The organism is Lentzea sp. NPDC004782, assembly GCF_040609115.1.
Lineage (GTDB): Bacteria > Actinomycetota > Actinomycetes > Mycobacteriales > Pseudonocardiaceae > Lentzea.
The window spans coordinates 94,555-111,845 of record NZ_JBEXJN010000026.1; the positions used below are offsets into that span (position 1 = coordinate 94,555).

A 17,291-nucleotide genomic window follows, 5' to 3' on the forward strand; every position below is an offset into this window, starting at 1 on the left:
GGAGGATGCCGTGGGCGCGGGGCGCGCGTTGGGGTTGTTGCTGGGCGTGGCTGCGGACGCGGTCTTCGGTGATCCACGCCGATTTCACCCGGTAGCGGCATTCGGTTCGACCGCGGCGGCCCTGGAGAAGCGCGTCTACGCCGACTCGCAGGCCGCCGGGGCCGTGTACTCGGCCGTTCTGGTGGGCGGAACCGCGGCGCTCGGGGTGGCCGTGGAACGCGCCGCCCGCCGCCACTGGCTGGCGCAGGCGTTGACCACCGGCCTGGCCACCTGGGCGGTGCTGGGTGGCAGCTCGCTGGCCGACGAGGGCACCTCGATGGGCCGCGAGCTCGACTCCGGCGACGTCGAGGCGGCCCGTGCGCGCCTGCCTCATCTCTGCGGCCGTGACGCGTCCCGCCTGGACACCCTGGGCCTGGCCCGTGCGACCGTGGAGTCCGTGGCCGAGAACACCTCGGACGCCGTCGTGGCACCGCTGTTCTGGGGCGCGGTCTTCGGCGTGCCCGGCCTGCTCGGCTACCGCGCCGCCAACACGCTCGACGCGATGGTCGGCCACAAGTCCCCGCGCTACCTGCGCTTCGGCTGGGCGTCGGCCCGGTTGGACGATCTGCTGAACCTGCTGCCGTCGCGGTTGGCGGCGCTGCTGACGGTCGGTGGCGCTCCGGTCGTCGGCGGCTCGGCCTCGCAGGCGCTGGAAACCTGGCGCCGGGACGCCTCAGCCCACCCGTCACCCAACGCGGGCCAGGTCGAGGCCGCCTTCGCGGGAGCGCTGGAGATCCGGCTCGGCGGCCGCACGGTCTACGCGCACGGCGTCGAGGAACGCCCGGTCCTGGGCCACGGCCGCAACCCGGACTCAGGTCACGTGACGCGTGCCGTGGAGCTGTCCCGCGTCGTCGGCTTCGGCGCCGCGTTCGTCAGCGCCGTCATCGCCTTCTTCCGCAAGTAGTTCGGCGATCGACTTCTTCTTCGTGCGGCCTTCGTACAGCACGCCACCCGGCCGAGCCTCGCGAATCGTGAAGTACAACCAGCCCCCGACCGCCATGACCCCGAACGCGATCCACTGCAGCGCGTAGGAGAAGAACGGCCCGGACTCGAGGCGCGGCAACGGCAACGTGTCGAGCCCGCCCGGCTGGTTCTCGATCAGCTGGAAGTAGCCGGGCTCGATGTTCGGCCCGACGGCCTTGTTGTTGATCGAGTAGATCTGCCGGCGCCCGTCCTGCTCGAACGCGGGTGTGTCGTTCGACTCGTTCGGCCTGGCCAGACCGATGACCGTGACCTCACCGGTGGGCGGCGGGTCGAAGCTCGGCGGCTTGATGCCGTTGACCGGCCGCACGTACCCGCGGTCGATGAGGACCGTCTTGCCCGTGGTGGTCTCGAACGGCGTGATGACCTCGAACGCGGCCTCGCCCAGGACGGTCCGCAACCGCGCGAGCGCTTCCAGGTCCGGCAGGTAGCGGCCCTTGATCTCGACCTTCTGCCACTCGTCGTGCTGCGCGCCGAACGGCACCGGGTCGCTCTTCAGCGACTTGCTGATGGCGGCGTTCTGCGCCTGGCGCTCGTCGTTGCGGCCGAACTGCCACGGGGACAGGAAGTAGACGCAGGCACCCGCGAACACCCACACGGCCAGGGTCAGCGCCAGCCAGCCCGGCTTGAGGAGGAACTTGAACCGCACGTCCTCACGGTAGATGCGTGAGCTGGACCTCGTGGAACTGGGTCACGAACCCCTCACCGTGCGGTGACGCCCCCATGACCCCGGCGAACGCCTCCACCCCTGGAGGGAAGTAGGCCTTCCGCATCATCACGCCCGGCTCCGCACCGTCCAGCCCGTACTTCACCACTACGGCGTCCCCACGCCGTTCCGCGGTCACCGTGAACGTCTCGAAGGCGTCGACCACGGCGAGGCTCCAGTCCGAGAACCCGCGCGCCACGACCGTGCTGGCCTGCCGTTTCCCGTCGAACACCTCCACCCCGGCCTTGATCCAGTTCTCGTCGTCGACGACGAGCCCGACACCCGCGTGGTCGTACTGGGCGGGGAAGTCGCCGCTGAACGTCGCCGTGATGACGAAGTCACCGGCCAGGCGCGTGCCGTAGACGTGACCGTTGGTGTGGATCTCGCCGTTGCCGGTGAGGCGCCAGAAGTCCGTCTTCGGGTCCACGTGCACGGTCAGGGGATCGGTCGACCACTTCCGCGGCTCGTTGAGCCACGTCCACCCGGTGAGGTCCATGCCGATCATCCTCGCAGGGCGGCGCGCGCTGCGGCCACGGCTTCCGAGCGGTAGCCGCCGCCGAACATGACGGCGTGCGCGAGCAGCGGGAACAGCTGGTGCAACGGCACGCGCGCCTGCCAGCCGTCGGCCAGCGGCGCGACCTCCTTGTAGGCGCCCAGGACGTGGTCGAGGAACGGGCAGCCGAAGAGCTGGAGCATCGCGAGGTCGCTTTCCCTGTGGCCGCCGTGTGCCGCGGGGTCGATCAGCCACACCTGGCCGTCGGCGCCCCACAGCACGTTGCCGCTCCACAGGTCGCCGTGCAGTCGCGCGGGTGGTTCCGGCGGGCCCGCGAGGTCACCGATGCGAGCGCAGACCTCCCGGACGTCGATGCCCGCCTGCGAGGCGTAGGGCTCGATCCGTTGTGACGCGAACCACTCCGGCCAGGACGGCGCGGGCTCGTTGCGCATCGGTGCCGCGCCGATCGTGGCCTCGCGCGGGCCGCCGGGTGGTGGTGCGCCGAACGCGGGAGCGCCGGCGAGGTGGAGGGTCGCCAGACGGCGCCCGAAGGTCACGGCCGCCTGAAGATTTGGCGTGCCGTGCGGGATCTCGTCGATCACCAGCAGCCCGTCGTCGCAGGAGTGCACGAACGGGACCGGGGGACCGCCGGGAACGCGCAGCCACCGCAGGCCTGCCGCTTCGGCGGCGGTGGCCTGAGGTGACTGGCGTTTCGTCCTCAGAGCTGTTCGCGGACCCACGCGACCAGCCCCGGCATCGCGGCCTCGATCATGGCCAGGACCTCGGAGAACCCCGAGTCGTCGCCGTAGTAGGGATCCGGCACGTCCACGCCGTCGGCGTCCGGGTCGAACGAGCGCAGCAATCGGACGCGATCGGGATCTGCCATTCGGCGCAACGAGCGCGCGTGTCCGGAGTCAAGTGCGATCAGCAGGTCGGCGTCCAGGTGCTCCGCGCCCACCTGCGCGGCCACGTGGTCGGTCGGGTATCCGTTGTCCGCCAAAGTCTTCAACGCCCGCGGGTCGGCCGGGTCCCCGACGTGCCATCCTCCGGTACCCGCGCTGGACACGGTGACGAAAGACGACAATCCTTCGCGGGACAGCCATTCCCGGAACACGAGCGCTGCCATGGGGGACCGGCAGATGTTGCCGGTGCAGACAAAGGCGACCTTCACGCGCCACACGGTAACGCTCAACCGCTGTCGCAAGATGTACGGGCAAACGACATGGAGGCCGCCCATGCACACAGGTACCGACGTGCCCCCACAACGGGAGATCATCGGGTGCACCGACGCCCTCGGGCGCCGTCGTGCGTTCGAGGTGTACCTCAACGAGAAGGGTCGCGTCTGCTTCCGCACCCCGCCCGGTGAGTCCGCGCAGCTCGACGCCTTCCAGCTGGACGAGCTGATCAGCCATCTCACCGAGCTCCGCCGCTACATGCAGTGACGCGCCGGTCTGAGCTGGTCGCCTAGAATCTCCGGCGATGACCAGCCCAGACCTGCGCCACCACGGTGACGTCGACGCCGCACCCGGCCTCGCCGACTTCGCCGTCAACGTGCGGGTGCCGCGCCCACCGCGTTGGCTGCGCGACCGGCTGGCCCGGGCGCTCGACGACCTCGGCCGTTACCCCTCCAAGCAGGCAGAAGAGCGCGCACGTGAGGCTGTCGCACGCCGTCACGGGCGCTCGCCTGAAGAGGTTCTGCTGCTCAACGGTGCCGCGGAGGGCTTCGCGCTGCTGCCGAAGCTCTCACCGCGCCGCGTGGCGATCGTGCACCCCGGCTTCACCGAGCCGGAGGTGGCGTTCCGCGACGCCGGAATTCCGGTCGAGCACGTGCTGCTCGACGGCGACTTCACGCTGTCCGAGACCTCTGTGGACGCTGACCTGACCGTCGTCGGCAACCCGACGAACCCGACGTCGGTGCTGCACTCGCGGGCCGCCCTCAAGCGCCTGCCGGGCAAGCTCGTCGTGGACGAGGCGTTCATGGACGCCGTGCCCGGCGAACCCGAGTCGCTCGCACACGACCCGGACGCGCTGGTGCTGCGCAGCCTCACCAAGACGTGGGGGCTCGCGGGACTCCGCGCCGGTTACTTCCTCGGCGACCCGGACACGCTTCGGCGTCTGGCGCACGGACGGCCGCACTGGCCGGTCGGCAGCCTGACGCTGGAAGCGATCACCGCGTGCTGCGAGCCTGAAGCGCTGGAGGCGTCGAACCGGTTCGCGCTCGAGGCCGCCGCGCACGCCGCGCATGCCTCGGAGCAGCTCCGAGATCTGGTCGTGGTGCCGCCGCGGGCACCGTTCCTGCTGCTCAGGGTGCCGAGAGGGGCACGAGAGGCGTTGCGGGACAAGGGGATCGCCGCCCGGCGCTGCGACACGTTCCCCGGTCTCGACGACACGTACCTGCGCGTGGCGATCCGGCCGCCGGAGGAGTTCGCGGTGTTCGTGGACGCGTTGCGGGTAGTGATGGAGGAACTGGCGTGAAGCTCGCCGACGTGATCGCGGTGCTGGAGTCCGCGTATCCGCCGAAGACCGCCGAGCAGTGGGACGCGGTCGGCCTGGTGTGCGGTGACCCGGCCGAGGAGGTCACGCGCGTGCTCGTCTGCGTGGACCCGACTTCGTCCACTGTGGAGGAAGCGGTCGAGGTGGGCGCGCAGCTCGTCCTCGCCCATCACCCGCTGCTCCTGCGCGGCGTCAACGGGGTTCCCGCCGACGACCCCAAGGGCGCGTTGGTGCACAAGCTGATCCGGAACCGTGCCGCCTTGTATTGCGCGCACACCAACGCCGACAGCGCGCTGCCGGGCGTCTCGGACGCGCTGGCGGAGGCCATCGGGCTCACGGTCACCGGGCCGCTCGCGCCGGCGGTGCCCGAGGACACCGGCCTGGGCCGCATCGGCGAGCTGGCAGAGGCCGAACCGCTCAGGGTCTTCGTCCAGCGCGTGGCCGACGCGCTGCCCGCCACCGTGCCGGGCGTGCGCGCGGCCGGCGACCCGGAACGCCAGGTCAAGCGGGTCGCGGTGTGCGGAGGAGCGGGCGACAGCTTCCTCGGCGCGGTCAGGAACGCCGGCGTCGACGCCTACGTCACGGCGGACCTGCGCCACCACCCGGTGAGCGAGCACGTCGAGTCCGGCGGACCGGCGTTGGTCGACGTGGCGCACTGGGCCAGCGAGTGGCCGTGGTGCGAGCAGGCGGCCGAGATCCTGCGGGACGCCTTCGGCGGTAGGGTCGAGGTACTCGTCTCCACCCGCCGGACCGACCCGTGGACCGTCGGGGCGACGAGCTCAGCAGCAGGAGGACATGCGTGAAAGCCGATCCCGCAGTGCAGCGCAGGCTGCTCGACCTGGCCGAGGTCGATGCCGAACTGGCGCGTGTCACCCACCGCCGCCGCACGCTGCCGGAGATCGCGGAGATCGCCGAGGCCGAGCAGCTGGTGCGCGCGAAGCAGGACGCGCTGGTGGCCGTCGAGACGACGCTCGGCGACCTCGACCGCGACGTGAAGCGCCAGGAAACCGAGATCGACCAGGTCCGCGCCCGCGAGGAGCGCGACCGCAAGCTGATGCAGTCCGGCTCCGTCGGCGCCAAGCAGCTCACCGACCTCGAACACGAGCTGGCCACCCTCCAGCGCCGCCAGGGCGTCCTCGAAGACGACCTGTTGGAGCTGATGGAACGCCGCGAGGCCGTGGAGGCCGACGTCTCCTTCGCCCGCGTGGAGCTCGACAAGGCCCGCTCGACGCTGCAAGACGCCGCCGGCCGCCGTGACGCCGCGCTCGCCGACCTCGAAGCCGTCGAGACCAGGCGCACCGCCGACCGCTCGACGATGGCCAAGGGCTTCCCGGACGACCTGCTGAAGCTCTACGACCGCCAGCGCGAGCAGCGCGGCATCGGCGCCGCGGTGTTCCAGTCGCGCCGCTGCGGCGCGTGCCGGATCGAGCTGGACCGCGGCGCGGTGTCGAAGCTGAAGGAGGCCGCGGCCGACGAGGTCGTGCGCTGCGAGGAGTGCGGCGCGATCCTGGTCCGGATCGCGGAACCGGGCCAGTGAGCAGCGTTCGGTGACAGTTCGAGCAGGCCGCGGGCACGTGCGCGGTCTGGTCATGTGTGTCACGTCGACCTTGACGTCATTCGTCGGCCTTCCACTATGGTCGATCGGTCGAGGGGGCGTTTGAGGGGCGCTGCTGGTCGTCCGCGAGGGCGGACTCCGGCAGGGCACCGTTGGGGGGCACATGAAGTTTCGCCTGCTTGGGCCGATCGAGGCTCACATCGGGGGGACGGCGGTTCCGCTCGGAGGGCCCAAGCCGCGGACGTTGCTCGCGCTGCTCGCGGCGCAGGCGGGTCGCGTGGTCCCGCTGGAGCAGCTGGTCGACGCGATCTGGGGTGAGGATCCGCCGGGTCGTGCCCGGGACACGATCTACACCTACATCTCCACGTTGCGCCGGGCGTTCGCGAAGCACGGCTGCGCTGACATCATCGTGCGGACCGGAGGCGGCTACCGGCTGGACTGCGCGTTCGACGAGATCGACCTGCACGTCTTCGCCCGCGAGACGGCCGCCGCACGACGTGCGCGCGCCGAGGACCGAAACGCCCAGGCCGCGGCGCACTTCGCGGCCGCGCTCGCGCTGTGGCAGGGGCCGGCGCTGGGCGGTGCGCAGGGCACGTGGGCGGAGAACGAGCGCGTTCGTCTCGACGAACTGCGCCTCGCCGCCCTGGAGGACCGGATCGACGCCGACCTGGCGACGGGCGGCGGTGACACCCTCGTGGCCGAGCTGGTCGCCGCGGTGGGCGAGCATCCGCTGCGGGAGCGCCTGCGCGGCCAGCTGATGCTGGCGCTGAGCCGGGCGGGCAGGCAGGCCGAGGCGCTGGAGTGCTACCAGGAGGGCCGGCGCGCGCTGCTCGACGAGCTGGGGCTGGAGCCCGGCCCGGTGCTGAGATCAGCGCACGAGAAGATCCTGCGGGCCGAACAGGAGCCGTTGGAGCAACCGGCGGTGCCGGAGCAGGCGGAGGCGGCCGTCGAACCGGCTCGGGCCGCCCGCGCCCCGAGCCAGCTGCCGTTCGACATCGCCGACTTCACCGGTCGCGACGCCGAGGTCGAGACCCTGCGCCGCAGGCTCTGCGAGGACGCGACGGGTTCCCGTCTCTGCGCCGTCTACGGCAAGGCCGGGGCAGGCAAGAGCACCCTCGCGATGCACGTGGCGCATCGCGTCCGCGACCACTTCCCCGACGGTCAGCTCTACGCGTCGCTGCGGGGTGTGCGCACTGTGAACGCGGACCCGGTCGAGGTGCTGGCCGGGTTCCTGCGAGCCCTCGGCGTGGCCGACAGCGCAATCCCGGACGAGGCGGACGAACGGGCCAGGCTCTACCGCACGATGCTCGCCGACCGGCGGATCCTGGTCGTGCTCGACGACGCGTCCGACGAGCGTCAGGTTCGACCGCTGCTGCCCGGCGGGCACACCTCGGCCGTGCTGGTGACGAGCCGGGAGCGGCTCAGCGCGCTCGGTGGCGCCGCCCACCTCGATCTGCACGTGCTGACAGAGGCCGAGGCGGTGCAGTTGCTGGACCGGGTGGTCGGCAACGGTCGCGTCGAGGCGGAGGCGGATGCCGCACGGGAGATCGTCCGGTTGTGCGGCAGATTGCCGCTGGCGCTGCGCATCGCGGGTGCCAGGCTCGCCGCGCGGGCGCGTTGGCCGTTGAGCCGCCTGGTGGACCGGTTGCGGGTGCAGCGTCGTGTCCTGCAGGAGCTCGCCATCGGTGATCTGGAGGTGCGCGGCAGCCTCGCGCTGAGCTACGACGGGCTGCGTGAACGCGAGCGGATGGCGTTGCGCAGGCTGGGTTTGCTGGACGTGTCGTCGTTCGGCGGCTGGGTGCTGGCGCCGCTGCTCGGTTGTTCGACGGCCGACGCCGAGGAAGTGGTGGAGCGGCTGGTCGACGCGCAGGTGCTCGACGTGTCCACAACGGACGACCGGGCTGCGCTGCGTTACCAGATCCATGACCTGACACGGGCGTTCGCGCGCGAACGCGGTGAGGCGGAGGAGAGCGAGGAGACGATCCGCACCGTCGTCTCGCGTGCGGCGGAGTGCTGGCTCGGCCTCGTCGAGGTCGCGGGTGGCCGCATGCCGAGCGCGACGCTGAACTCGGCGCCGGTCCCCGTCCTCGACCGGTACGTGGAAGCCGGTGACGTCGAGGAGATCGTCGCGGACCCGGAGGCGTGGTTCGACGCCGAGCAGAACGGGTTGGTCGGTCTGGTCGAGCGGGTCAGCGAACTGGACCTGACCGACGTCGCGACGCGGCTCGCGGCCGCCTTGTGCTCGTCCAGGTTCGCGGTGCGCAACCTCTTCGGACAGTGGTGGCGCACGCACACCGCCGCGCTGGAGGCCGCCCGACGGGTCGGTGACCGCCGCGGTGAGGCCAGGTTGCTCGCAGGCCTCGGCCGGCTGCGCTACGAGCAGGACCGGTTCGACGAAGCCCGCGGCTACTACGAGCTGGCGCTGGTCGCCTACGAACGTGCCGACGACCGGCGTGGACAGGCCACCACGAAGCTTGCGCTGAGCACGGTGCAGCGCGAGCACGGCAACCTCGCCGTGGCGCGGACTCTGCTCGACGAGGCGCTGGCCGACCTCAGGGAGATGGACGAGCCGCTCGCGGTTGCTCAGGCGTTGCACGGACTGGGCCGGGTGCTGACGGAGCAGGGCGACCTCGAAGCCGGGCTGACGGCGTGCAAGGAAGCCTGCGCGGCGTACGAGAACCTGGAGGACCAGCACGCCCTGGCCATCGCACTGCGGTCGGTGGGCATCGTGCACCGCGCCGCAGGACGGCTGCTGGAAGCGGCGCACTGGTGCGAGCGCGCGGTCGACGTGCTGCGCGACCTCGGCAACCGGCTGGCCTCCGCGTACGCGGTGCAGGCGCTCGCCAAGGTCCGCATCCGGCAGGGCCGCGGCAGGGAGCTGCGCGACGACTTGGTGTTGAGCCTCAACATCTGCAACGAGATGCAGGACGGCTTCGGCCAGGCGTTGATGCTGCGCACCCTCGGAGAGATGGATCTCGCCGAGGGCAGGTTCGTGGAAGCGCACCGCCACCTGGACCGCGCCCTGCAGTGGTGGGACGCGCTCAGCCTGCCGGTGTGGCGGGCCCGCACGTTGCGCGATCTGGCGACGACCCTGGACGGTCTGGGCGAACGGGCGGACGCCGACCGCGCGTGGACCGAGGCACTGGGTGTCTTCCGGCTGCACGGCTGCCGTGAGGCGCGCGAGCCTCGTCGTCTCCCGGTCGCCGGTCTTCGGGTTTTGGAAATCTTTCAGAAGTAGCCGAAATCCGAGCGTCCGGCTTTTAGGTGCTGCTTGAGCTTTCTTTCAGGCGTCCCCGCCAAGCTTTTCTCATCGCAAGAACAAGCCGATGAAAGAAGTCAGGTGGGGAAAATGAAGAACATTCTCGGTCGTGTCATCGCCGCTTCGCTGATCACGGGTATCGCACTTGCGGGCAGCCAGCTGGCCGCAAGTGCGGGGGAACTCCCGGCAGGCGCCGACCGGATCGCGGTACTGCAGAACGGGCAGCTCGCCGTCAAGGAAGGCAGCCTCTTCGCCTCCTGGGTGGCAGAGCTCGGGAACGTCCAGAAGACCGAGGTCGCCGGCAACCTCATCGGCGCGTTGACGACCGACGGCACGCTGTTCGTCAAGGAGGGCTCGCTCGACGCCGCCTGGACCAACCAGGCCTCCGGAGTCAAGGACTTCCGCCTGTCGAGCAACCGGATCGCCGTCCTGCGCACTGACGCCTCGCTGGCCGTCAAGGAAGGCCTGACCGGCTCGTTCGTCGAGCAGGCACAGGGCGTGACGGACTTCGAGGTGACCAACAACCGCGTCGGTGTCGTCCGTGCGGACGGATCGGCCCTGGTCAAGCAGGGTGACCTCTTCGCGGCGTGGGTGACGCAGGCATCCGGCGTCAAGGACCTGGAGCTGACCAGCACCCGCGTCGGCGTTGTGCGCACGGACGGCACCGCCGCCGTGCGGGACGGGCTGACCGGCACGTTCGTCGAGCAGGCCGACGGGGTCAAGGACCTGGAACTGGCCGGCGACCGCATCGCCGTCCTGCGCACCGACGGGTTGGTCGCGGCCAAGGACGGTCTCTTCGGTGCCTGGTCCGAGCAGGCCTCCAGCGCCAGCGCGGTCGAGCTCGCCGGCAACCGCATCGCGGTGCTCCACACGGACGGCACCGCCGCCGTGAAGGTCGGGCTTCAGGGCTCCTTCGTCACCCAGGCCTCCGGCGTCCAGCAGATCGGTCTGGCCGCGCCTTCCGCGTGAACCGCGAATTCTTCGAAACTCTCCCGATAATTTCGGAAAGGAGCCGACGATGTCTGCCCTGAAGAACGCCCTGGCTCGCTTCACCGCGGCCACGCTGGTCACCGGAATCGCACTCACCGCGATGCAGTCGTCCGCCTCGGCAGGAGAGCTTCCGTCCGGCAACCACCGCATCGGTGTGCTGAACAACGGAAAGCTCGACGTCAAGGAGGGAAACCTCTACGCGTCCTGGGTCGAGGAGATGAACGGCGGGGTCGAGAAGTTCGAGATCGCCGGCGACCGGATCGGCGTGCTGACCACCGACCACAAGCTGTTCGTCAAGCAGGGCAACCTGTGGGCGAACTGGGTCGAGGAGGCGCAGAACGTCAAGGACTTCCGCCTGACCGGCAGCCGGATCGGTGTGCTGCGCCAGGACACGACGGTCGCGGTGAAGGAAGGCGACCTCAACGCCGTGTGGGTCGAGCAGACCAGCGGTGTCAAGGACCTGGAGCTGTCCGGCAACCGCGTCGGCGTCGTCTACGACAGCGGTCTCGCGAGTGTCAAGGAAGGCACCCTCTTCGCGTCCTGGGTGGACCAGATCAGCGGCGTCGCCGACCTCGAGCTCTCCGCGGACAGGGTGGGCGTGCTGCGCACCGACGGTTCGGTGGCGGTGAAGGAGTCCAACCTCTGGTCGAACTGGACCGAGCAGATCAGCGGCGTGAAGAAGCTCGAACTGTCCGGCTCCATGATCGGTGTGGTCATGAACGACGGCCTCGCGACCGTCAAGGAGGGAAACCTCTACGCGACCTGGGTCAACCAGATGCCCGGTGTGACGGACCTGCAGATCGCCGGTGACCGCATCGGTGTGCTGACCAACGGCGGCGACGTGATCGTCAAGGAGGGCGGCCTCTACGGCACGTGGATCAACCAGTACGGCGGCGCGCAGAGCTTCCGGCTGGCCGCGGCCACCGCGAACCAGGGCGGGCAGTACGTCTCCCAGCAGGACATCGTCAACATCTACGGCTCCGCCTACGCCACCGACACCGTCGCGGCCGGCCTGCCGAGCCTGAACGCGGAGATGGGGGCCGCCGGCATCACCACGCCGACCCGCAAGGCGGCGTTCGTCGCGACCCTCAAGCACGAGAGCGGCTTCCGCTACAACGCCGGTGAAGCAGGCGTCGGCGATTTCTACAAGGGACGCGGTTTCATCCAGCTGACCAGCGACTTCAACTACCAGGCCGTCACGAACTACTTCGGCCACGACTTCATGAACCACCCCGAGGACGCCGCGAAGGTGGAGTGGAGCGCGAAGATCGCCCGCTGGTACTGGACCGTCGCCCGCAACATCAACGCCGCCGCCGACGCCTACGACATGGGCGGTGTGGGCAGGGCGATCGGTTACGCGCCGCGGCTCGACCCGACCGAGGCCCAGAACCGCTGCGCCTCCTACAAGGCGGCCCTCGCCTACTTCAACGGCGGTTCGCTGCCGGTGCCCGAGAGCTCGATCAAGTGCACCCGCTGACCCCCACCACCTCGCACTCGAAGGAACTCGACATGTCCAACTCGACCACCGCCAAGCGCACCGTCGCCACAGTCCTCGCCGCCTCCGCCATGGTCATGCTCGGCTTCGCTCCAGCTCAGGCCGACACCCGTTCCGACATCCGTGATCTGGCCGCTGCGAACCTCAACAAGCAGACCTGCAGTACGAACAGTCTCGGCGGCGTCGGGTTCATGGACAGTTGCCGGATGCAGTGGGCCTGGTGCGCGGACTTCGCGAGATGGGTCTGGGGCAACCGCAACGTCAACACCGACCGGTTGAGCGCGGCCGCGGGCAGCTTCTACCTCTACGGCCAGCAGAACGGCACGCTCCACACCGACGCCTCCTACGTCCCGCAGGTCGGTGACGCGGTGGTCTTCAACTACTACGGAGCCGGCCGCGCCGACCACGTCTCTCTCGTCGACGCGGTGAACTCCAACGGCACGATCCGCACCATCAACGGCAACTTCGGCGACAGCCCCACCACCTCGTCCGTGCAGTTCGCCACCGGTGGCGGTCGCGTCGGCCAGTCGGTCGCCGGCCAGACGATCTCCGCGTTCATCAGCCCGGTCGGCGTCGACACGGTCCGTCCCACGGTCAACCGCATCGGCGTCCGGACCAACGACGGCGTCGTGCACGTCAAGGAGGGCAACCTCTACGCCAACTGGGTCCAGGAGCACGGCGGCATGGTCAAGTCCAAGGTGGACGGTGACATGATCGGTGTCCTGGCTGCGGACGGCACGCTGTCGGTCAAGCAGGGCAACCTGTGGGAAACCTGGTTCACCCAGGCGGGCAACGTCAAGGACTTCTCGCTCGAGTCCAGCAGGGGCCGGGTCGGCATCGTCCGCACCGACGGCACCGTCGCCGTCAAGGAAGGCGGCCCGCAAGGCACCTGGGTCGAGGAGATGAACAACGCCAAGGAGGTCGAGCTCTCCGGCGACTACCTGGGCGTCGTGTCCAACGACGGCACCGCGTACGTGAAGAAGGGCAACCTCTGGGAGACCTGGACCACCCAGCTCGGCGGCGTCGCGGACCTGGAGATCTCCGCTTCGTCCGACCGGATCGGCGCTCTGCGCACCAACGGTTCGCTGACCGTGAAGGACGGTGGCCTGTACGGCACCTGGCTCGAGCAGACCAGCAACGTCAAGGACTTCGACCTGTCCGGTGACTACATCGGCGTCGTGTTCAACGATGGCCTGGCCTCGGTGAAGCAGGGCAACCTCTACGCGAACTGGATCAACCAGATGAGCGGGGCGAAGCAGATCGAGGTCGACGCCAAGGCCGGCCGCATCGGTGTCCTGGTCACCGACGGCGCCCTGAACGTCAAGGAGGGCGGACCGTACGGCACCTGGACCGCTCAGGCGACCAACATCGCCGAGTTCCAGCTGACCAGCTACTGATCGGAAGGACAGGAGAGGGGCCGTCGCTCGCGACGGCCCCTCTCGCGTTGCCGAGGTTCACGGGTGCGGCCGACCATCCGTTTCCCGTCACCGATGCGCTTTCCCCGCCGAGCCGGACCCCGCACGGCAGCCGCAGCGAGGAAGAGACCGAACGTGCGCAGGCCGGACGCCGTCACGCCGGAACAGATCGCCGCCGACCGTGTCATCAGCCGAGTGGATGGCCCCTCCGGTGGGCACGTGCCGAGGGGTGTGGGCCGGAGCGTCTGCGGCGTCACCCGAAGCCGACTCCGTCTCTGGAGTGACCTGCTGTGCACGGAAAAGGGCGGACGCTCGCGCGTCCGCCCTTTTCGACCGTGTCCGAGAGGGGACTTGAACCCCTACGCCCTTTCGGGCACTAGCACCTCAGGCTAGCGCGTCTGCCATTCCGCCACCCAGACTGATGGGATCATCGTACAACGCCCCCGAGCGGCGCCTGAACGCGGGGTTACGATCGCCGGCGTGAAGGTCATCGTCGAGGCCGACGGCGGGTCGCGGGGCAACCCCGGACCTGCTGGTTACGGCGCTGTGGTGCGCGACAAGCTCAGCGGCGAGACGCTGGCCGAGCGCAAGGGGTTCATCGGGGTCGCCACCAACAACGTGGCGGAGTACCAGGGGCTCATCGCGGGGTTGCGGGCGGCGAGCGAGCTGCAGGCCGAGACCGTGGACGTGCGGATGGACTCCAAGCTGGTCGTCGAGCAGATGACCGGGCGCTGGAAGATCAAGCACCCCTCCATGCAGCCGCTCGCACGGGAGGCGCAGGCGCTCGCCAGGTCGTTCCAGGCCATCACGTTCGAGTGGATTCCGCGCGAGCGCAACCGGCAGGCCGATCGGCTGGCCAACGAGGCCATGGACGGCGAGAGCAAGAGCGCGGAGGGTGACAAGCAGCCGCACTGGAGTGGTGCGGTCGGTGAGCCCACGCGGTTGATCCTGTTGCGGCACGGGCAGACCGAGCTGTCGGTCGAGCGCAGGTACTCGGGGCGCGGGGATCATCCGCTGACCGAGCTCGGCCTCCAGCAGGCCGAGAGGGCGGCGAGTCGTCTATCCAAAGTGGACGGCATTGCGGCGGTCATCTCGTCGCCGCTGCAACGGGCGCAGCAGACCGCGCAGAAGCTCGCGGACCGGACCGGGCTGGAGGTCGTCACCCATCAGGGGCTCATCGAGACGGACTTCGGCACGTGGGAGGGGCTGACGTTCGCGGAGGCCGCGGCGCAGGACCCGGAGATCCACCGGCGGTGGCTCGGCGACACGAGCGTGAAGCCGCCCGGCGGTGAGAGCTTCGACGAGGTCAACGCTCGCATTCGCAAGGCGCGCACGGACATCATCGCCAAGTACGGCGGCAGCACGGTGGTGGTCGTGAGCCACGTCACGCCGATCAAGACGCTGTTGCGGCAGGCGTTGGACGTCGGGCCGCAGTTCCTGTTCCGGATGCACCTCGACCTGACGGGTGTGTCGATCGCCGAGTTCTACCCCGACGGGCACGCGTCGGTGAAGCTCGTCAACGACACCTCACACCTCAGCTGACCTTGCGCAGGCGCGGCGTCAAAGCTGAGACGAACCGGTCTGCCGCCGCGTCCAGCAGCGCGGCCGACTCGGGTGAGCCGACCTTCTGGTCCAGCACGAACTCGCCGCGCACCACCTGGTCGGCGCCCTTGGTCGCGAGCAGCGGGTGCAGGGCGTAGTCCATCGCCACCAGGAACCCCTGGCTGCCGCCCGTCGCCAACGGCAGCACCGCGCGGCCCCGCAGCGCCTTCTTCGGCAGCAGGTCGAGCAGCGCCTTCACCAGGCCGCTGTACGCGGCGCGGTACACCGGTGAGGCCACCACGACGCCGTCCGCGGCGAGCACGGCGCTCACCGCGGCGGAGATCTCCGCGTCGCGGAGGTCCTCGGTGAGCAGCGACAACGTGGGCAGCGACCGCACGTCGAGCAACGACACGTGGTGGCCCAAGGCCGTCAGCACGGCGGACACGTGCGACACGACGACGCCGGTCGGCGCGGTGTGGGACGGTGCGCCGGAGATGATCAGCAGATCGGACATGGCAAGCACTCCCTGAGGTCGCGGATGAGAGAAAGCGCGCTCAGCGGAGACAACACAGGCTGGCTGCCACGCGGCCGTAGTCGACGTGGCGACGTCGTGTCATGACTGGAAGTCAACCAACGTCCGGACCGGTGGACAACCGGTTCCAGCCGTTGGGATATTCTGGTGGACGCGGATGAGTCGGCAGGGCGGCCGCGGCAGGAGACTGTCGAGGAAAGTCCGGACTCCACAGGGCAGGGTGGTTGTTAACGGCAACCAGGGGCGACCCTCGGGACAGTGCCACAGAAAACAGACCGCCTCGGCGTGAGCCGGGGTAAGGGTGAAACGGTGGTGTAAGAGACCACCAGCGTCCCAGGTGACTGGGGCGGCTGGGTAAACCCCACCCGGAGCAAGGCCAAGAGGGCACGCGAGTGCCTGCGCGAGCGTTCGAGGGCGGCCCGTCCGATGCTCGCGGGTAGGCCGCTAGAGCCTGTCGGCGACGGCAGGCCCAGATGGATGGCCGCCAAGTGGGGCGCGAGTCCCATGAACAGGATCCGGCTTACATGCCGGCTCATCCGCCCCACTCAGCCGGCCTGCTCAGAACGAGGCCACGTTCAGCAACGGCTCGTGCGTGCCGTCCGGGTCCGTCGAGGTGTTCCAGTTCGAGGTGCCCGCGGAGCGCAGTGCGGTCCTCACGGCCGACGGCGACGCGGTCGGGTGGGTCGACTTGTAGAGCGCCGCCGCGCCCGCGACGTGCGGGCTGGCCATCGACGTGCCCGAGATCGTGTTGTAGCCGCCGTCCTTCCAGGTCGACGTGATGCACACGCCGGGCGCGATGATGTCCACGTCCGCGCCGTAGTTGGAGAAGTCGGCGAAGGTGTCGTCGACGTCCGCGCGGCACGTCGACGCCGCTCCACCACCCGGCTGGCCGTTGAAGTCGGCCAGCGCGCTGACCGTGATGACCTCGTCGTAGGCGGCGGGGACGAAGGTCGACGAGTCGGCCGCGCTGTTGCCCGCGGCCACGACGTAGGTCACGCCGGCGGCCACCGAGCGGCAGATCGCCTCGTGCATCGCGTCCTTGTTGGAGCCGCAGGCGCTGTCGGTGCCCGAACCGCCGAGGCTCATGTTCGCGACCTCGATCTCGTTCGCGTGCGCGGTGACGTAGTCGATGCCGCAGATGATGGCCGAGAACGAACCGCTGCCCTGGTTGTTGAGCACGCGGACCGGCCAGATGCGGGCACCGGGGGCCACGCCCACGACGCCGAAGCCGTTGTCGAGCGCGCCGATCGTGCCGGCGACGTGGGTGCCGTGGCCGTTGCCGTCGTCAGCGCTGCGGCCGGTGGAGCAGTTCTTCGCTCCCGCGGTGTAGACGTTGAGGTCGGGGTGGTCGAGGTCGACGCCGGTGTCGATCACGGCGACGTCCACGTCCACGCGTTCGTCGGTGCCGTTGATCCGGGCGGTCGGACTCTGCTCCGCGTCGATGCGGTCGACGCCAGTGGGCAGGCTCTGCGCGGCGATCGAGGCCACGCCGTCCGGCTGCACCAGTGCGACCCGCGGGTCACGGGCGAGGCGCGCCGCGGTGGCGGCGGTCATGTGGCCCGAGTAACCGCGCACCGCGGACTCGTACACGTTGTCGACGGTGACGCCGAGCAGGTTGGTCATGCCGGCCACGCCCACGCCGTCCTTCAGCAGGACGATGTATCCGCTGGTCTGGGCGTCGGCACTGGCTGGAGTGGCGGGAACGGCGGCGGCGAGCAGGACGGCTGCGAACAGGGTCTTGGCGGTGAGACGTCGCATGGCTCTCCTCGGAACGCAGGAGCAGGGATGCTG

General features: G+C 69.9%; 16 protein-coding genes, 1 tRNA gene and 1 other RNA gene. 11 read left to right on the forward strand and 7 right to left on the reverse strand.

Annotated elements, in window-relative coordinates:
* Positions 1–10 precede the first annotated feature (10 nt).
* The gene (locus ABZV40_RS24325; protein ID WP_355445653.1) at positions 11–943 is read left to right on the forward strand and encodes a cobalamin biosynthesis protein; all 933 of its coding nucleotides are present in this window, start codon (positions 11–13) and stop codon (positions 941–943) included.
* Here ABZV40_RS24325 and ABZV40_RS24330 read toward each other — a convergent pair.
* Genes ABZV40_RS24330 through ABZV40_RS24345 form a run of 4 tightly spaced genes read right to left on the reverse strand, consistent with a single transcriptional unit; the run spans position 851 to position 3,390 of the window.
* Positions 851–1,669 (reverse strand): SURF1 family cytochrome oxidase biogenesis protein, encoded by an 819-nt coding sequence (locus tag ABZV40_RS24330; protein ID WP_355445656.1) that lies wholly within the window; start codon positions 1,667–1,669, stop codon positions 851–853. The genes ABZV40_RS24325 and ABZV40_RS24330 overlap by 93 nt on opposite strands.
* 4 nt (positions 1,670–1,673) lie before the next feature.
* Positions 1,674–2,222, reverse strand: coding sequence for a DUF1349 domain-containing protein (locus tag ABZV40_RS24335; RefSeq protein ID WP_355445659.1), 549 nt, complete (start codon positions 2,220–2,222; stop codon positions 1,674–1,676).
* A 5-nt stretch (positions 2,223–2,227) separates the two neighbouring features.
* The gene (locus tag ABZV40_RS24340) at positions 2,228–2,959 is read right to left on the reverse strand and encodes a fructosamine kinase family protein (RefSeq protein WP_355445662.1); all 732 of its coding nucleotides are present in this window, start codon (positions 2,957–2,959) and stop codon (positions 2,228–2,230) included.
* Positions 2,938–3,390, reverse strand: coding sequence for a low molecular weight protein-tyrosine-phosphatase (locus ABZV40_RS24345; protein ID WP_355445665.1), 453 nt, complete (start codon positions 3,388–3,390; stop codon positions 2,938–2,940). Before ABZV40_RS24345 ends, ABZV40_RS24340 begins: the two co-directional genes overlap by 22 nt.
* A 64-nt stretch (positions 3,391–3,454) precedes the next feature.
* Here ABZV40_RS24345 and ABZV40_RS24350 point away from each other — a divergent pair, with 64 nt between their 5' ends.
* The 8 genes from ABZV40_RS24350 (at position 3,455) to ABZV40_RS24385 (ending at position 13,408) form a co-directional block, all read left to right on the forward strand.
* Positions 3,455–3,661, forward strand: coding sequence for a hypothetical protein (locus tag ABZV40_RS24350; RefSeq protein WP_355445668.1), 207 nt, complete (start codon positions 3,455–3,457; stop codon positions 3,659–3,661).
* Between the two features lie 37 nt (positions 3,662–3,698).
* Positions 3,699–4,694: an Rv2231c family pyridoxal phosphate-dependent protein CobC gene (gene cobC / locus ABZV40_RS24355; RefSeq protein WP_355445670.1), complete on the forward strand. Its 996-nt coding sequence runs from the start codon at positions 3,699–3,701 to the stop codon at positions 4,692–4,694.
* A complete protein-coding gene (locus tag ABZV40_RS24360; RefSeq protein WP_355445673.1) occupies positions 4,691–5,515 on the forward strand; it encodes a Nif3-like dinuclear metal center hexameric protein in 825 nt (274 codons plus the stop codon). Before cobC ends, ABZV40_RS24360 begins: the two co-directional genes overlap by 4 nt.
* Positions 5,512–6,249 (forward strand): C4-type zinc ribbon domain-containing protein, encoded by a 738-nt coding sequence (locus ABZV40_RS24365; RefSeq protein ID WP_355445676.1) that lies wholly within the window; start codon positions 5,512–5,514, stop codon positions 6,247–6,249. Before ABZV40_RS24360 ends, ABZV40_RS24365 begins: the two co-directional genes overlap by 4 nt.
* A gap of 181 nt (positions 6,250–6,430) precedes the next feature.
* The gene (locus tag ABZV40_RS24370) at positions 6,431–9,505 is read left to right on the forward strand and encodes a BTAD domain-containing putative transcriptional regulator (RefSeq protein WP_355445679.1); all 3,075 of its coding nucleotides are present in this window, start codon (positions 6,431–6,433) and stop codon (positions 9,503–9,505) included.
* 111 nt (positions 9,506–9,616) lie between these two features.
* Entirely contained in the window at positions 9,617–10,495 is an 879-nt protein-coding gene (locus ABZV40_RS24375) for a hypothetical protein (RefSeq protein ID WP_355445682.1), read from the forward strand.
* Between the two features lie 49 nt (positions 10,496–10,544).
* Positions 10,545–11,993, forward strand: coding sequence for a glycoside hydrolase family 19 protein (locus ABZV40_RS24380; RefSeq protein WP_355445684.1), 1,449 nt, complete (start codon positions 10,545–10,547; stop codon positions 11,991–11,993).
* Between the two features lie 32 nt (positions 11,994–12,025).
* Positions 12,026–13,408: a CHAP domain-containing protein gene (locus ABZV40_RS24385; protein WP_355445687.1), complete on the forward strand. Its 1,383-nt coding sequence runs from the start codon at positions 12,026–12,028 to the stop codon at positions 13,406–13,408.
* A 354-nt stretch (positions 13,409–13,762) separates the two neighbouring features.
* On the opposite strand, the gene ABZV40_RS24390 is transcribed toward ABZV40_RS24385, so the two are convergent.
* A tRNA-Leu gene (locus ABZV40_RS24390) sits at positions 13,763–13,845 on the reverse strand.
* A gap of 61 nt (positions 13,846–13,906) precedes the next feature.
* Here ABZV40_RS24390 and ABZV40_RS24395 point away from each other — a divergent pair.
* A complete protein-coding gene (locus ABZV40_RS24395; protein ID WP_355445690.1) occupies positions 13,907–14,968 on the forward strand; it encodes a bifunctional RNase H/acid phosphatase in 1,062 nt (353 codons plus the stop codon).
* Here the strand turns inward: ABZV40_RS24395 and ABZV40_RS24400 are convergent.
* Complete coding sequence (locus ABZV40_RS24400; RefSeq protein WP_355445693.1) at positions 14,961–15,482, reverse strand: NAD(P)H-dependent oxidoreductase; 522 nt, start codon at positions 15,480–15,482, stop codon at positions 14,961–14,963. The genes ABZV40_RS24395 and ABZV40_RS24400 overlap by 8 nt on opposite strands.
* Before the next feature lie 176 nt (positions 15,483–15,658).
* Between ABZV40_RS24400 and rnpB the strand changes: the two genes are divergently transcribed.
* An RNA gene (rnpB, locus tag ABZV40_RS24405) (RNase P RNA component class A) lies at positions 15,659–16,039 on the forward strand.
* 19 nt (positions 16,040–16,058) lie between these two features.
* Here rnpB and ABZV40_RS24410 read toward each other — a convergent pair.
* Positions 16,059–17,258, reverse strand: coding sequence for a S8 family peptidase (locus ABZV40_RS24410; protein ID WP_355445696.1), 1,200 nt, complete (start codon positions 17,256–17,258; stop codon positions 16,059–16,061).
* Between the last annotated feature and the right edge of the window lie 33 nt (positions 17,259–17,291).

Excerpts from the sequence above, each read along its gene's own strand:
- ABZV40_RS24335 (WP_355445659.1), bottom strand. The coding sequence starts at position 2,222 with ATGGACCTCACCGGGTGGACGTGGCTCAACGAGCCGCGGAAGTGGTCG.
- ABZV40_RS24350 (WP_355445668.1), top strand. The coding sequence starts at position 3,455 with ATGCACACAGGTACCGACGTGCCCCCACAACGGGAGATCATCGGGTGC.
- cobC (WP_355445670.1), top strand. The coding sequence starts at position 3,699 with ATGACCAGCCCAGACCTGCGCCACCACGGTGACGTCGACGCCGCACCC.
- ABZV40_RS24370 (WP_355445679.1), top strand. The coding sequence starts at position 6,431 with ATGAAGTTTCGCCTGCTTGGGCCGATCGAGGCTCACATCGGGGGGACG.
- ABZV40_RS24375 (WP_355445682.1), top strand. The coding sequence starts at position 9,617 with ATGAAGAACATTCTCGGTCGTGTCATCGCCGCTTCGCTGATCACGGGT.
- ABZV40_RS24380 (WP_355445684.1), top strand. The coding sequence starts at position 10,545 with ATGTCTGCCCTGAAGAACGCCCTGGCTCGCTTCACCGCGGCCACGCTG.
- ABZV40_RS24385 (WP_355445687.1), top strand. The coding sequence starts at position 12,026 with ATGTCCAACTCGACCACCGCCAAGCGCACCGTCGCCACAGTCCTCGCC.
- ABZV40_RS24400 (WP_355445693.1), bottom strand. The coding sequence starts at position 15,482 with ATGTCCGATCTGCTGATCATCTCCGGCGCACCGTCCCACACCGCGCCG.
- ABZV40_RS24410 (WP_355445696.1), bottom strand. The coding sequence starts at position 17,258 with ATGCGACGTCTCACCGCCAAGACCCTGTTCGCAGCCGTCCTGCTCGCC.